This is a genomic window from Herbaspirillum sp. BH-1 (assembly GCF_002870055.1).
GTDB lineage: Bacteria > Pseudomonadota > Gammaproteobacteria > Burkholderiales > Burkholderiaceae_D > Herbaspirillum > Herbaspirillum frisingense.
Map to the genome: position 1 here is coordinate 18,376 of NZ_PKOI01000021.1, position 15,086 is coordinate 33,461.

General features: G+C 65.6%; 11 protein-coding genes. 5 read left to right on the forward strand and 6 right to left on the reverse strand.

The window, feature by feature from the left end:
* Nucleotides 1-63 precede the first annotated feature (63 nt).
* From HBH1_RS21110 to parC, 5 genes are all read left to right on the forward strand, one after another.
* Complete coding sequence (locus HBH1_RS21110) at nucleotides 64-741, forward strand: DUF2848 domain-containing protein (protein WP_102664242.1); 678 nt, start codon at nucleotides 64-66, stop codon at nucleotides 739-741.
* A gap of 107 nt (nucleotides 742-848) precedes the next feature.
* Entirely contained in the window at nucleotides 849-2,201 is a 1,353-nt protein-coding gene (locus HBH1_RS21115) for an amidase (protein WP_102664243.1), read from the forward strand.
* Nucleotides 2,202-2,471: 270 nt separating this feature from the next.
* Nucleotides 2,472-4,460, forward strand: a complete 1,989-nt coding sequence (locus HBH1_RS21120; RefSeq protein ID WP_102664244.1) for a DNA topoisomerase IV subunit B — start codon at nucleotides 2,472-2,474, stop codon at nucleotides 4,458-4,460.
* 1 nt (nucleotide 4,461) lies between these two features.
* On the forward strand, nucleotides 4,462-5,367 hold the full coding sequence (locus HBH1_RS21125) for a lytic transglycosylase domain-containing protein (RefSeq protein ID WP_102664245.1): 906 nt from the start codon (nucleotides 4,462-4,464) through the stop codon (nucleotides 5,365-5,367).
* 34 nt (nucleotides 5,368-5,401) lie between these two features.
* Nucleotides 5,402-7,717 (forward strand): DNA topoisomerase IV subunit A, encoded by a 2,316-nt coding sequence (parC, locus tag HBH1_RS21130; RefSeq protein WP_102664246.1) that lies wholly within the window; start codon nucleotides 5,402-5,404, stop codon nucleotides 7,715-7,717.
* 60 nt (nucleotides 7,718-7,777) lie between these two features.
* Here parC and HBH1_RS25150 read toward each other — a convergent pair whose 3' ends face one another.
* From HBH1_RS25150 to HBH1_RS21155, 6 genes are all read right to left on the reverse strand, one after another.
* Nucleotides 7,778-7,942, reverse strand: coding sequence for a hypothetical protein (locus tag HBH1_RS25150; RefSeq protein ID WP_158243315.1), 165 nt, complete (start codon nucleotides 7,940-7,942; stop codon nucleotides 7,778-7,780).
* Between the two features lie 64 nt (nucleotides 7,943-8,006).
* A complete protein-coding gene (locus HBH1_RS21135; RefSeq protein WP_102664247.1) occupies nucleotides 8,007-9,134 on the reverse strand; it encodes an ABC transporter permease in 1,128 nt (375 codons plus the stop codon).
* Nucleotide 9,135: 1 nt separating this feature from the next.
* Nucleotides 9,136-11,919: a ribosome-associated ATPase/putative transporter RbbA gene (gene rbbA / locus HBH1_RS21140; RefSeq protein WP_304441890.1), complete on the reverse strand. Its 2,784-nt coding sequence runs from the start codon at nucleotides 11,917-11,919 to the stop codon at nucleotides 9,136-9,138.
* Complete coding sequence (locus tag HBH1_RS21145) at nucleotides 11,883-12,962, reverse strand: HlyD family secretion protein (RefSeq protein ID WP_102664249.1); 1,080 nt, start codon at nucleotides 12,960-12,962, stop codon at nucleotides 11,883-11,885. Before HBH1_RS21145 ends, rbbA begins: the two co-directional genes overlap by 37 nt.
* A gap of 2 nt (nucleotides 12,963-12,964) precedes the next feature.
* The gene (locus HBH1_RS21150; RefSeq protein ID WP_233207667.1) at nucleotides 12,965-14,389 is read right to left on the reverse strand and encodes an efflux transporter outer membrane subunit; all 1,425 of its coding nucleotides are present in this window, start codon (nucleotides 14,387-14,389) and stop codon (nucleotides 12,965-12,967) included.
* Nucleotides 14,390-14,581: 192 nt separating this feature from the next.
* Complete coding sequence (locus HBH1_RS21155) at nucleotides 14,582-14,950, reverse strand: Hpt domain-containing protein (protein WP_102664251.1); 369 nt, start codon at nucleotides 14,948-14,950, stop codon at nucleotides 14,582-14,584.
* Nucleotides 14,951-15,086: the final 136 nt, after the last annotated feature.

The window sequence follows — 15,086 nt, forward strand, 5'->3', positions numbered from 1 at the left end:
CACCCTCGAATCACCCTTGAATCACCCTCGAATCACCCTTGAATCACCTGCAGGATAGACATCATGAAGCTGACCTTTACCCTCCCTGACCAATCCGCCCTCCAGGCCGACATCGACAGCCTGGTCATCGCCGGCTGGGCCGGCCGCGACATGGCGGCCATCGAACATCACATCGAAGAACTGGAAGCCCTGGGCATCTCCCGTCCCAGCGCAGTGCCACTGTTCTACCGCGTCTCGGCCAACCAACTGTCGCAGGCTGAACAGGTGCAGGTACTGGGCGAGGCCTCCTCCGGCGAAGTCGAGACCTTCGTCTTCAATGCCGCTGGCGAACTGTATGTCTCCATCGCCTCCGACCATACCGACCGCAAGCTGGAAGCCCATAGCGTGGCCTTTTCCAAGCAGGCCTGCGTCAAGCCGGTGGGCGCTGCCGCCTGGAAACTGGCGGACGTGGCCGACTACTGGGACGAGCTGGTGATCCGCTCCTGGATCGAAGAAGACGGCGCCACCGTGCTGTACCAGGAAGGCCCGCTGGCCTCGCTGCGCACCCCGTCCGACCTGATCGCCCGCTTCACCGACGGCAGCGCGACCCTGCCCGAGGGCTGCGGCATGACCTGCGGCACGGTGGGCGCCATCGGCGGCATCCGCCCGGCGGCCTCCTTCACGATGGAGCTCTACGATCCACGCCGTCAGCGTGCGCTGCGCCATCACTATGTCGCGCAGTCGCTGGCCGAAGTCGCCTGATCCCGTGGCCAGCTCTGCTGGCCATTTTTGTCTGATGCGGCTAGGGCCTGTTACTCTTGTCGCCTTTATCGCTGCAACGCCCCTGCCGACCACCTCATTACTTCACCATGCCGAGCACACTTTCCCAACTGGCCGCCGACCTCGATGCCGGCCGCATCACCTCCCTGCAACTGACCGAACAGGCCCTGGCCCGTATCGCCGACCCGGCTGGCGAAGGCGCACGCGTCTTCACCAGCGTCTATGCCGACCAGGCGCGTGCCGCCGCCCGTGCCTCCGACACCCTGCGCGCCGCCGGACTGCGCCGCTCGCCGCTGGAAGGCGTGCCGGTCTCGGTCAAGGACCTGTTCGACGTGGCCGGTGAAACCACCCTGGCCGGTTCCGTGGTGCTGCGCGGCAAGCCGGTCGCCACCGCCCATGCCGAGGTGGTGCAGAACCTGATCAAGGCGGGTGCCATCATCATCGGCAAGACCAACATGACCGAGTTCGCCTATTCCGGCCTGGGCATCAATCCGCACTACGGCACCCCGCAAAACCAGTGGGAACGTGGCGTCGAAGGAGGCCGCATTCCCGGCGGCTCGTCCTCCGGCGCGGCCATCTCGGTGACCGATGGCATGGCGTTCGCCGCCGTGGGCTCGGACACCGGCGGTTCGGTGCGCATCCCCTCGGCACTGAACGGCCTGACCGGTTTCAAGCCGACCGCCGCACGGGTCTCCATGGAAGGCGTGCTGCCGCTGTCGGCCTACCTGGATTCGATCGGCCCGCTGGCGGCCTCGGTGGAGTGCTGCGCCATCATGGACGCCGTGCTGGCCGGTGAAACCTATCGCCCGCTGCCGGCCCATCCACTGCGCGGCCTGCGTCTGCTGGCACCCACCAATGTCGTGCTCGACGGCATGGACGAGAGCGTCGCCAAGGCCTACCGTGCCGCCCTGTCCAGGCTCACGCAAGCCGGCGCGGTGGTGGTGGAGGAAGACATCCCCGCCTTCAACAGCCTGGCCGCCATCAACAGCAAGGGAGGCTTCACCGCCGCCGAGGCCTATGCCTGGCACCGCGCCCTGATTGCCGAGAACGCTGCCGGCTACGACCAGCGTGTGGTCTCGCGCATCCTGCGCGGCAAGGACATGAGCGCGGCCGATCTGCTGGATGTGCTGCACGCCCGCTCGCCCTGGATCGCCCAGGTCGAGGCACAACTGGCCGGCTACGATGCGCTGGTGATGCCCACCGTGCCCATCATCGCACCGCGCATTGCCGAGCTGCTGGCCAGCGACGACGCCTATTACGGCGCCAACGGCAAGATGCTGCGCAACCCCACGCTGATCAACTTCCTCGACGGCTGCGCGGTCTCCCTGCCCTGCCATGCGGAAGGTAGCGCGCCGGTGGGCCTGTCGCTGGCGGCGCCCGGTGGCCAGGACCGACGCCTGCTGTCCATTGCGCTGGCCGTGGAGGGCTTGCTGGCCAGCTGAAATCCGGCGTGCTTGCAACACATCAACCAGGCCTGTGCATGCACAGGCCTTTTTCATTGCCGCATTTAAATGCATATTTAACAGCATTTAAGCGCATTTATGGACAAGTCCCACGCGGAAGGGAACATTTCCACGGCCCGGACGCCGAATCCCTGGAATTTTCATTAGAATGCGCTTTTGCAGCGCAAGACGGCCCCTCCTACGGGGCTTCAGCGCTGGGCAAACAGAGATAGAACAACCCTCCGGCATCAGCCACGACCACTCATCTGCATGGCAACCAAAAAAACATCCCCGTCCGATTACAGTGAATCATCGATCCGTGTCCTCAAGGGACTGGAGCCGGTCAAGCAGCGTCCGGGCATGTACACCCGCACCGAGAACCCGCTGCACATCCTCCAGGAAGTGATCGACAACGCCTCCGACGAAGCGCTGGGCGGCTACGGCAAGAGCATCATCGTCACCCTGAACGCCGACGGCAGCGTCAGCGTGGAAGATGACGGCCGCGGCATCCCGGTCGGCCTGCACCCGGAAGAAAAGGTGCCCACCGTCGAGATCGTGTTCACCCGCCTGCACGCGGGCGGCAAGTTCGACAAGGGCTCCGGCGGCGCCTATGCCTTCTCCGGCGGTCTGCATGGCGTGGGCGTGTCGGTCACCAATGCCCTGGCCACGCGTCTGGAAATCACGGTCTGGCGCGAAGGCGGCGTGCATACCCTGGCCTTCTCCGGCGGCGACGTCATCGAAAAGCTCCAGTCGCGCCCCGCCACCCGCGAAGACAAGAAATCCGGCACCCGCGTCACGGTCTGGCCTGACGCCAGGTATTTCGATTCGCCCACCATCCCGCTGGGCGAGCTGCAACGCCTGTTGCGGTCCAAGGCAGTGCTGCTGCCGGGCGTGAAGGTGACCTTCACCAACGCCAGGACCGGCGACAGCCAGAGCTGGCAGTACGACCAGGGCCTGCGCGGCTACCTGATGGAACAACTGGCCCAGAGCGGCAGCGGCGAGACCCTGATCCCGCTGTTCGAGGGCGAGCAGTTCGCCGGCAAGGATGCCGAAGGCTTCGCCGAGGGCGAAGGGGCCTCCTGGGTGGTGGCCTGGACCGAGGAAGGCGCCGTGGTGCGCGAGTCCTACGTCAACCTGATCCCCACCTCCAACGGCGGCACCCATGAATCGGGCCTGCGCGAAGGCCTGTTCTCGGCCGTGAAGAGCTTCGCCGAGATGCATTCGCTGCTGCCCAAGGGCGTCAAGCTGCTGGCCGAGGACGTGTTTGCACGGGTCTCCTTCGTGCTCTCGGCCAAGGTGCTGGACCCGCAATTCCAGGGCCAGATCAAGGAACGTCTCAACTCCCGCGACGCCGTGCGCCTGGTGGCCGGCTATTCGCGCCCGGCGCTGGAGCTGTGGCTGAACCAGCACGTCGAGTATGGCAAGAAGCTGGCCGAGCTGGTCATCAAGCAGGCCCAGAGCCGCCTGCGCTCGGCGCAGAAGGTCGAGAAGAAGAAGTCTTCCGGCGTGGCCGTGCTGCCCGGCAAGCTGACCGATTGCGAATCCTCGGATGTGTCGCGCAATGAAATCTTCCTGGTCGAGGGCGACTCCGCCGGCGGCTCGGCCAAGATGGGCCGCGACAAGGAATTCCAGGCCATCCTGCCGCTGCGCGGCAAGGTCCTGAACGCCTGGGAGACCGAGCGCGACCGCCTCTTCGCCAACAATGAGATCCACGACATCGCCGTGGCCATCGGCGTCGATCCGCATGGCATCAACGACAGCCCGGACCTGTCCGGCCTGCGCTACGGCAAGATCTGCATCCTCTCGGATGCGGACGTGGACGGCTCGCACATCCAGGTGCTGCTGCTGACGCTGTTCTTCCGTCACTTCCCCAAGCTGATCGAGAACGGCAACATCTGCGTGGCGCGCCCGCCCCTGTACCGCGTGGATGCCCCCGCGCGCGGCAAGAAGCCGGTGCAGAAGCTGTATGCCCTGGACGATGGCGAACTCGAAGCCATTGAAGACAAGCTGCGCAAGGATGGCTTGAAGGAAGGCGCCTGGAGCATTTCCCGCTTCAAAGGCCTGGGCGAGATGAATGCCGAACAGCTGTGGGAAACCACCATGAACCCGGACACCCGCCGCCTGTTGCCGATCGGCTTCGGCGAACCGGGCGTGCAGACCTCGGAAGAGCGTTTCAACATGCTCATGGGCAAGGGCGAAGCCGCCTCCCGCCGCGCCTGGATCGAAGAGCACGGCAACGAAGCCGAAGCCGATATCTGACATGACCCGCCGCCCGCCCCGCCTGCCGCTCATCGCTCGCGCCGCCCTGCTGGGCGCGACGGTGCTGCTGTGCGCGGGCGCAGGTACGGCACGGGCGCAACAGATGGTGCGCTACACCGATGCCGATGGCGTGCAGCACATGCGGGTGGAGGCGGCCGAGGGCAACAAGGACGGCAGCAGCCGCAAACCCCGCACCATCGTCTACCGGTACACCGATGCCGACGGCGCGGTCCACTTCTATGCCCAGACCCTGGACGACCCCGACAAGCTCATGGCCAGCAGCGCCTCGCTGCTGAACCATCCCGGCAGCAAGGAAGCCGTCACCCCGACCGACCCGCCCTTCGTGCGCACCATGCTCGCGCATCGCGATGCACGCAAGTACGACAGCCTGCTCAGCGAAGCGGCCGGAGAGTTCGGCCTGGATGCGGCCCTGCTCAAGGCGGTCATGACGGCCGAATCCGGCTTCAATGCCGGTGCCGTCTCCAGCAAGGGCGCCATCGGCCTGATGCAGATCATGCCCGATACCGCCGAGCGCTATGGCCTGCAGGGCGACCGCCGCAAGAGCCTGCACCAGAAGCTGGTCGATCCAAAGATCAATATCCGCCTGGCCGCACGCTACCTGCGCGACCTGATGGCCATGTTCCCGCAGCATGTGGAACTGGCGATCGCTTCCTACAACGCCGGCGAAGGCACGGTGCAGAAATACGGCAACAAGATTCCCCCCTATCCCGAGACCCAGGGCTATGTACGGCTGGTGTCGCGCTTCTATGAGCTGTATCGCCCGCCCGGCGCAATGCGCTTGGCTGCCGGCGAGCGCAACCCCGCCTCCGCCCCCGGCGCCAGCTCAGGCCAGGCCCGTCTCAAGGTGACGCTGCCGCCACGCGAGCCCGTCACCGCCAACGATTAACCCTGTCCACCACGACGACAACAAGAACTGTTCCATGACCGATCAACCGACCCTGTTTGACCCAGTCCCGGCCGCCCCTGATGGCGAATCGCTGACGCTGTCCACCTTCGCCGAACGCGCCTATCTCGATTACGCGATCTCGGTGGTCAAGGGCCGCGCCCTGCCCGATGTGGCCGATGGCCAGAAGCCGGTACAGCGCCGCATCCTCTACGCGATGAACGAACTCTCGCTCAACAGCGCCGCCAAGCCGCGCAAATCGGCCGCCGTGGTCGGCGATGTGCTGGGCAAGCTGCACCCGCACGGCGACCAGTCGGTGTACGACGCGCTGGTGCGCATGGCCCAGGATTTCTCGCTGCGCTACCCGCTCATCGATGGCCACGGCAACTTCGGTTCGCGCGATGGCGATGGCGCGGCGGCCATGCGCTACACCGAAGCCCGCCTGACGCCCATCAGCAAGCTGCTGCTCGATGAAATCGACATGGGCACCGTGGAATTCCAGCCCAACTACGACGGTTCCACCGAAGAGCCGCGCCTGCTGCCGGCGCGCCTGCCCTTCCTGCTGTTGAATGGCGCCTCCGGCATTGCGGTCGGCATGGCCACCGAAATCCCGTCGCACAACCTCACCGAGGTGGCCAAGGCGGCGGTGGCAATGATCCGCAACCCGAAGATCAGCCATGCTGAACTGATGGAACTGGTCCCCGGCCCGGACTTCCCCGGTGGCGGCCAGATCATCACCCCGGCCACGACCATCGCCGAGATGTACCAGAGCGGCCGCGGCAGCCTCAAGGTGCGCGCCCGCTGGAAGATCGAAGACCTGGCGCGCGGCCAGTGGCAGGCGGTGATCACCGAACTGCCGCCGGGCGTATCCTCGCAGCGCGTACTGGAAGAGATCGAAGAACTGACCAACCCCAAGCTCAAGCTGGGCAAGAAGTCGCTCACGCCCGAGCAGCAAGCCCAGAAGGCCACCATCCTCGGCCTGCTCGACGCCGTGCGCGACGAGTCCGGCCGCGAGGCCCCGGTACGCCTGGTGTTCGAACCCAAGTCCAAGAACCAGGACCAGACCGAGTTCATGAACACGTTACTGGCCCAGACCTCGCTGGAAACCAGTGCCTCGCTGAACCTGGTGATGATCGGCGGCGATGGCCGTCCGCGCCAGAAGAACCTGACCGACATCCTCGGCGAGTGGATTAGCTTCCGCTTCGAGACCGTGACCCGCCGCACGCAATTCCGCATGCAGAAGGTCAACGACCGCATCCACATCCTGGAAGGCCGGGAAGCGGTGCTCCTGAACATCGACAAGGTCATCAGGATCATCCGCGAGTCCGATGAACCCAAGCCGGCCCTGATCGAGGCCTTCAGGCTGTCGGATCGCCAGGCCGAAGACATCCTGGAAATCCGTCTGCGCCAGTTGGCCCGTCTGGAAGCCATCAAGATCCAGCAGGAACTGGCCGAGCTGCGCGGCGAAAAGACCACGCTGCAGGACCTGCTAGACAACCCGGCCTCGATGAAGAAGCTGGTCATCAAGGAAATCGAAGGCGACGCCAAGACCTATGGCGACGCCCGTCGCACCATCATCGAGGAAGCCGAGCGCGCCACCTTCGAACAGAAGGTGATCGATGAACCGGTCACCGTCATCATCTCGCAGAAGGGCTGGGTGCGCGCCCGCACCGGCCATGGCCACGACGCCACGCAATTCACCTTCAAGGCCGGCGACAGCCTGTATGGCGCTTTCGAATGCCGCACCGTGGACAACCTGCTGGCCTTCGGCTCCAACGGCCGGGTCTACACCATCGCCGTGAGCGCCCTGCCCAATGCACGCGGTGATGGCGTGCCGGTGACCACGCTGATCGAACTGGCCAGCGGCAGCAGCATCCTGCACTACTTCGCTGGCCCGGCCGACACCACGCTGCTGCTGGCCTCGGATGCGGCGGCTGGCTTCATCGCCAAGGCCTCCGACATGTTCGGCCGGGTCAAGGGCGGCAAGAGCTTCTTCACGCTGGACGAAGGCGCCCTGCCCCTGGCACCGCGCGCAGTCGCCGCCGACGCCAGCGCCGTGGCCTGCGTCTCGGGCAATGGTCGTCTGCTGGTGTTTGGCCTGGACGAGATGAAGACCCTGTCTTCCGGCGGCCGTGGCGTGAACCTGATGGAGCTGGAGAAAAACGAAAAGCTGATCGGCGCACAAGCCATCAGCCAGAAGGGCGTGGTGGTCGAAGGCACCGGCAATGTCGGCAAAGCCAAGGAAATCGCCCTCTCGGCCGCGTCGCTAGGCGTACACATCGGCAAGCGGGCGCGCAAGGGCAAGGCGCTGGAGTCACGGATCAAGGTGACGGGGCTGCGGGCGCAGAGCTGAGGCACGGTCTGGCGTTGTTGAGATATCGCCCTCTGCGCATGTTGTGCAGGGGGCGATTTGCTAGGCAATCGCCACCGACACCCGATACAACAACACCCCCAGCAAGCCGAACGCCCCGGCCAGCATGCAATAGGGCGCCCAGCGTCGGGCCCGCATGCCATAGCCGAACAGGAGCAGCGCGATGCTGATGGCGGGTATCAATGCGGAAGGGCTGGTCAGGTCCATGGTGGTTACTCCCCGGTGAGGTCGGTGTTCGCACGGGCGCTGCACGGGCGAACGAAAATATCCATCACGCCATCTGGCTGATGGTCTTCCTGAAGCGGCCCAGCGCGGCCGTGAACAACAAGGCACCGATGGCGAAGATGGCCAGCAGTTGCGGCCATATCACCTCCAGCCCGGCACCCCGATACAGAATGGCCTGCCCGGCCGCCACGAAGTGCGTGGTGGGCGCGGCCAGCATGATGTCCTGCACCAGCAGCGGCATGCTTTCGCGCGGCGTGGAACCGCCCGAGAGCAGTTGCAGCGGCAACAGCACCAGCACGGTCAGCATGCCGAACTGCGGCATCGAACGCGCCAGCGTGGCCATGAAGATGCCCATGGAGGTGGTGGCGAAAAGATGCATGACAGTGGCCAGCATGAACAGCGCCACCGAACCTTCGATCGGCACCTGCAGCGCGCCGCGCACGATCAGCAGCAAGGACGCCAGTGCCGCCAGCGCCACCACCAGCCCCATGGACCAGACCTTGGCCAGCATGATCTCGGCAGGCGTTACCGGCATCACCAGCAGGTGTTCGATGGTGCCGTGCTCGCGCTCGCGGATCAGTGCGGCGCCGGTGAGGATGATGGAAAGCATGGTCACGTTGTTGATGATCTCCATGAGCGATCCGAACCAGGACTGCTCCAGATTGGGATTGAAGCGCATGCGCATGGCCAGGTTCACCGGTGCGGTGGTACCGGCCTCGGTGCGTCGCACGAACTGCGTCACCTCGGTGGTGATCATCTGCTGGATGTAGCTGTTGCCGGTGAAGGCCTGGCTCATGCGTGTGGCATCCACATTCAGTTGCACCGCAGGCGCCCGTCCGGCCAGAACGTCACGCTGGAAGTCGGCGGGAATGTCCAAGACGAAGGTGTAGTCGCCATCATCCAGGCCGGCGTCGGCCTCTTGCGCCGTGACCAGCCGCGCCACCTTGAAATGCGGCGGATAGAAGGTCGCCGCGATGCGTGCCGAGAGTGGCGAGCCGTCGTTATCGACGATGGCGATGGCGGCGTGGTGCAGGCTTTCCGGCATGGCGGTAGCGGCCACATAGATGGACAGCGTAAAGGTGTAGGCGATGAGCACCAGCATGGCCGGATCACGCAGCAGGCTCCACAGCTCCTTGACGCCGAGGCGGTAGATGTTGGCCCAGGAGTTGCGCATCTCACCGCTCCTGTTTCTTCAGTAACAGCACCGATAACCCCAGGATCACGGGCACGGCAAGTACCAGGGGCCAGAAGGATGAGCCCAGGTCGCCGACGGCGAGCGCCTTGCTGAACACGCCGCGACTGATGGTGAGGAAATGCGTGGCCGGATAGACCTGGCCGATCAGGGCGCCCATGCCCTCCAGCGAGGACACCGGGTTCAACAGGCCGGCAAACTGCACGCAGGGAATGATGGTGCCGATCATGGTCACGAACAGCGCCGCGATCTGGCTGTTGGTGAAGGTCGATGCCAGCAGACCGAAACCGGTGGAGCAGATGATGAACACCAGCGCCGCCAGGGTCAGCGTGAACAGGCTGCCCTTGACCGGCACCCCGAATACCGTCACCGCCAGCAGCGTGAGCATGACGAAGTTGAGCATGCCCAGCAGCAGATAGGGCAACTGCTTGCCCAGCAGGAATTCGGTGCGGGTGACCGGCGTGACATAGAGGTTGAGGATGGAGCCCAGCTCCTTCTCGCGCACTACCGACAGCGCCGTGAGCATGGCCGGAATCATCATCAGCAGCAGCGGGATGATGGCCGGCACCATGGCCGGCAGGCTTTTCACATCCGGGTTGTAGCGATAGCGTGTCTCGATGGTGGCCGGCGTGGCCAGGGTCTGGCCCAACCGGTGCAGGGCCATGTCGGCCAGCCACAGTTGATGCATGCCCTGCACATAGCCGCGCACGGTCTCGGCGCGCGTGGGCATGGCGCCATCCACCCAGGCCCCGACCTCGACCGGCTTGCCGCGCCCGATGTCGCGGGCAAACCCGGAGGGAATCTCGATGGCCAGCGAAATCTCCCCGCTGCGCATGCGCCGGTCCAGGTCCTGGTAATCGGTGATGGCGGGCTTCTCGATGAAGTAGCGCGAGCCCGACAGGTTCAGCGCATAGTTCTGGCTCAGGCCGGTCTGGTCGCGGTCCAGCACGGCATAGGTGAGGTTTTCCACATCGAGGTTGATGCCATAGCCGATGATGAACATCAGGATGGCCGTCCCCAGCAAGGCCAGCGTGGCGCGCACCGGGTCGCGTCGGAGCTCCAGGCTTTCGCGCTGGCTGTAGCTCAGGGCGCGGCCCAGGCTGGTGCGCCACCGGCCGGGGCGCGATGTTGACTCTTCCTTCGGCGCGGGCAGCGCTGGCCGGTCATCGGCAACCGGCGCGTTCCCCTTGCCCGCCGCCTCTTCCAGATAGGCGATGAAGGCCTGTTCCAGCGTAGCCGCGCCTCGTTCACGGATGAGCGCATCCGGCGTGGCGCTCACCAGCACGCGGCCGGCATGCATGAGCGAGATGCGGTCGCAGCGCTGGGCCTCGTTCATGAAATGGGTGGAGATGAAGATGGTGACCCTATCCTTGCGTGCCAGGTCGATCATCAGTTGCCAGAACAGGTCGCGGGCGATCGGGTCCACGCCGGAAGTCGGCTCATCCAGGATCAGCAGCTCCGGCTTGTGGACCATCGCCACGGCCAGCGACAGGCGCTGGCGAATGCCCAGCGGCAGGCTCTCGGGCAGGCTGTCCATCACGTCCACCAGTCCGAAGCGGGTCGCCATCTCTTCGGTGCGGGCGTCGATCTGTGGTTCCGGCACACGGTACAGGCGGGCATGCAGCACCAGATTCTGGCGTACGCTCAATTCCCCATACAGCGAAAAGGCCTGCGACATATAGCCCACCCTGGCCCGCGTGGCCATGTCGCGCGGATCGACCTCCTGGCCGAACAACCAGGCCTGGCCCTCGCTGGCCTGCAGCAGCCCGGTCAGCATCTTCATGGTGGTCGACTTGCCGCAGCCGTTGGAGCCGAGAAAGCCGAATATCTCGCCCCGCCGGATACGGAAATCCACATGATCCACCGCCACGAAATCACCGAAGCGCATGGTCAGGCCCTTGGCCTCGATGGCGATACCGGCCTCGACGCTTTCATCCAGCGGGGTAACCTGCACGGTCTGGTGCTGGCGCCGCTTCTCTTCGGGCAGCAGGCTGATGAAGGCCTCTTCCAGCGCTGCCGTGCCGGTACGGGCGTGCAGCTCGGCCGGAGTGCCGGTCGCCAGCAGCTTGCCGTCGTCCATCGCCACCAGCCAGTCGAAGCGGTCCGCTTCTTCCATGTAGGCGGTGGCGACGATGACGCTCATGCCCGCACGCTCCTGGCGGATATGTGCGATCAGGTCCCAGAACTGCGCCCGTGACAACGGGTCCACGCCGGTGGTGGGTTCATCCAGGATCAGCAGGTCGGGATCGTGGATCAGCGAACAGCACAGTCCCAGCTTCTGCTTCATGCCGCCGGAGAGCTTGCCGGCCGGGCGCGCCAGGAAGGGCGCCAGCCCCGTACCACGGGTGAGTTCATCGATGCGACGACGGCGCTCGGCACCGTCCTGGCCGAACAGGCGGCCGAAGAATTGCAGGTTTTCTTCCACCGACAGGGTGGGATAGAGATTCTTGCCCAGTCCTTGCGGCATGTAGGCGATGCGCGGGCAGACCTGGGTACGATGCGCGACCTTGCGCATGTCGCCGCCCAGCACGCTCACCTCGCCCTGCTGCAAGGCGCGGGCGCCGGCCACCAGCGAGAGCAGGCTGGATTTGCCGACGCCGTCCGGGCCGATCAGGCCGACCATGCGGCCGGCCGGAACCTGCAGCGATATCGCGTCCAGTGCCAGCGTCTTGCCATAGCGCAGCGACACCCCGTCCAGGCGTGCCACCCACGACTGGTCCGGGGTGGCGGTCATTGCGGAACCCTGGTCACCAGCTGCGGCGGCCATGCCTGGCTCTGGTCGGTGCGTACCCAGGCCACGCCCGGCAGGCCGGTCTTGACCAGCGTCAGGTGTTGCTGCAACAGCGCCGGATCGATCTGCGCCTTGACGCGGAACATCAGCTTCTGCCGCTCGCTGGCCGTCTCCACCGTCTTGGGGGTGAACTGGGCGGTGCTGGCGACGAAGGAAATCCTGGCCGGGATCACATACTGCGGCGCGGCGTCCAGCACGATGCGGGCCTCGGCCCCCAGGGCCAGCTTGCCGGCGACGGCCTCGGGGACGAAGAAGGTCATGTAGACGTCGCTCAGGTCCACCAGGTTGAGCAGCTTGCCGCCGCCCCCAAGCACCTCGCCCGGCTGGGCGATGCGGTACTGCACCCGCCCGGCACGGGGTGCGACGAGCGTGCTGTCGTCGATATCGACCTTGATGCGCTGTACCGTGGCGGCGGCCGCGGTCACCGTCGATCTGGCACCGCTGACCTGGGTGCGTGCCGCCACCACAGCGGCCCGGGCTGCCGTCACCTGTGCCTGGGCAGCGGTCACGGCGGCTTGCATGCCGCGCACCCGGGCGCGGTCGTCATCGACTTCCTGCAGCGACGAGGCCCCTTCCTTGACCAGCACCTCGGAGCGCGCCAGGCGGCGCTGCGCCGCGTCCAGTTCACTCTCGCGTTGTGCACTCTGTGCCAGCGCGGCCTGGTAGTCGCTCTCGCGTACCGCCACCTGGGCCTCGGCACTGGCCACGGCCGACAGCGATTGCTGCTGGCGCGCCTGGGCTTCATCGCGTTGCGCCTGCAGCGACAGGATCTGCATCTGGGCCAACGGCTGGCCGGCCGTGACGAAATCCCCTTCGTTGACCAGGATGGCATCCACCCTGCCCCCCAGCTTGGTGGCCACATCCACCTCGGTGGCTTCGATGCGGCCATTGCCGCTGGCGAAGCCCTCCCCCGGGCCGCTGTGATGCAGGCGCTGCCAGGCATAGGTGGCACCACCAGCAAGGAGGACGACCAGCAGGCCGGCGGTCAGCAGGTTTTTCTTGGCGGGAGAAAGCGTCATGATCAGGGTCCGGGACGAAGAGGGATGGCAGCGCCGGCTTGGCTGGCATCACCGCCCAAGGCCGCATACAGCGCCACGGAGGACGACAGCAAGGCGCGCCGGGTCTGCACCAGTTGCTGGCGCGCGCTGAGCAGGTCGCGCTGGGCATCGAGCACATCCAGGAAAGGCGCGGCGCCGTTGTCATAGCGCAGTGTGGACAGGCGCGCCCGCTCGGCCTGCACGGTCACAGCTGTCTGGGCGATGGCCAGTTGCCGCGTCAACCACTGGCGGGCGGCCAGGGCATCGGCCACCTCGCGGAAGGCGGCCTGGACGGTCTTTTCATAATTGGCCACCGAGATATCGCGACGGATTTCGGACAGTGCCAGATTGTTGCGCAGACGACCGGCCGTGAAGATCGGCAGCGTGATGCTGGGCGAGAAGCTCCAGGCCTGGCTGCCATCGCGAAACAGGCCGCTCAATTCGGCACTGGCACTGCCGACCTGACCGGTCAGCGAAATAGACGGGAAAAAGGCCGCCCGCGCGGCACCGATGTTGGCGTTGGCTGCCTGCAGGCGGTATTCGGCAGCAAGCACGTCAGGCCGACGCGTCAACAACAGCGAAGGCAGGCCCGGCTGCAACGCGGGGAAGACCGTGTCCAGCACGCTGCGCGCCTGTCCCGGTGCCAATTCCAGTGGACTGCCCACCAACAGCATCAAGGCATTCAGGCGCTGGGCGCGCAGTTGTTCCAGTTGTGCGCCCAAGGCCTGGGCCTGGGTCAGCAGGGTTTCGATCTGTGTCAGGTTCAGGCGCGAACTGGCCCCCACCTCCACCCGCCGTGCATAGATGCGATAGCTCTCCTGACGGCTGGCGATGGTATCGCTGGCGATGGCCAGGCGCTCGTCGAGCTCACCCAGTTCCAGATACGCATCGGCCACTTGCGTGACCAGGCTCAGGGTAGCAGCGCGACGCGTGGCCTCGCTGGCCTGGGCAGTATGCAGGGCCGCATCATCCAGACTGCGCAGACGGCCCCACAGGTCGATCTCCCAGCTGCTCAGGCCCAGCCCTGCCTGATAGGCGCTACCGACCAGCGGTCGTCCGGTCAGGTTGAGATCGGCCGGGGTACGCGAACGGTCCAGGCCGACCTGCGCGCCGATGGAGGGAAAGAGGTCCGTACGCTGGATGCCATAGAGCGCCATGGCCTCTTCCACCCGCAAGGCGGCCACCCGCAGGTCGCGATTGTTGGCCAGGGCCAGGCTGATGAGGGCTTGCAGTTGCGGATCGCTGACGGTGGTCTTCCAGTCCAGCGGCGCCGTGGCAGGCAACGTGCTGTCAGACTGCTGCGGGTAGTGCGCGGCCACCGGCGCGGCGGGCCGCTGGTAGTCCGGCGCCATGGACTGGCAGGCCGCCAGCAAAAAGGCCAGCAACAGCGGCAATGCGGCCAGGCGCATTCTGGGAAGGGGCTCGCACATCGTGGGCATCGGCGGAAGCGGAAAATGTGGTGACGAAAGTCTTCGTCTTTTGTGTCCACATTATGAAGTTGCTTGCCAAAAACCCGATTGATGTACGTCAGGTTACTGACTGATGAGTCGGTAATAGGTGAAATAGGGGGAAACGCTGGAAGCCGATGGCGCCTCCCTGCCCTACTGCGCTACGCCAACCTGGTCGACGTAATGGCGCACCTCGGCGGCGACGTCGGCGAAGAGCGCCTGCAGCTCTGCCAGACGCGGCTGGGCGCTGACCGGTGGTTCAGCGCGGGACTGAGTCTCGATGCTCTTGAGCATGTCGGTCAGCACGCCCGCGCCCACCAGGGCCGTCATGCTCTTGAGGCTGTGCGCCTCGCGCTTGACCTGGCCTGCATCGTCGGCGTGGATGGCCTGCTCCAGCCGGGTGAAGGTGGCCGGTGCGCTCTGCGCAAAAGTGCCGAACATGTGACGGCAGGCGGCCGCATCGCCCCCCATGGCCTCGAGCAGTGGCTCGGGATTGATGTGCTGGTATCGGTGGTCGTTCACGCGTTTCTCCCCTGAGGCCGACGCAATATACGCAATATATTGCTCCATTGCCAATTTCTTTTGAGCAGCAGTTCCGGGCCGATGGGTACGGCGCGGATCGTGAGCGGGTGCGGCAAACTCGCGCAAACTCACGCAA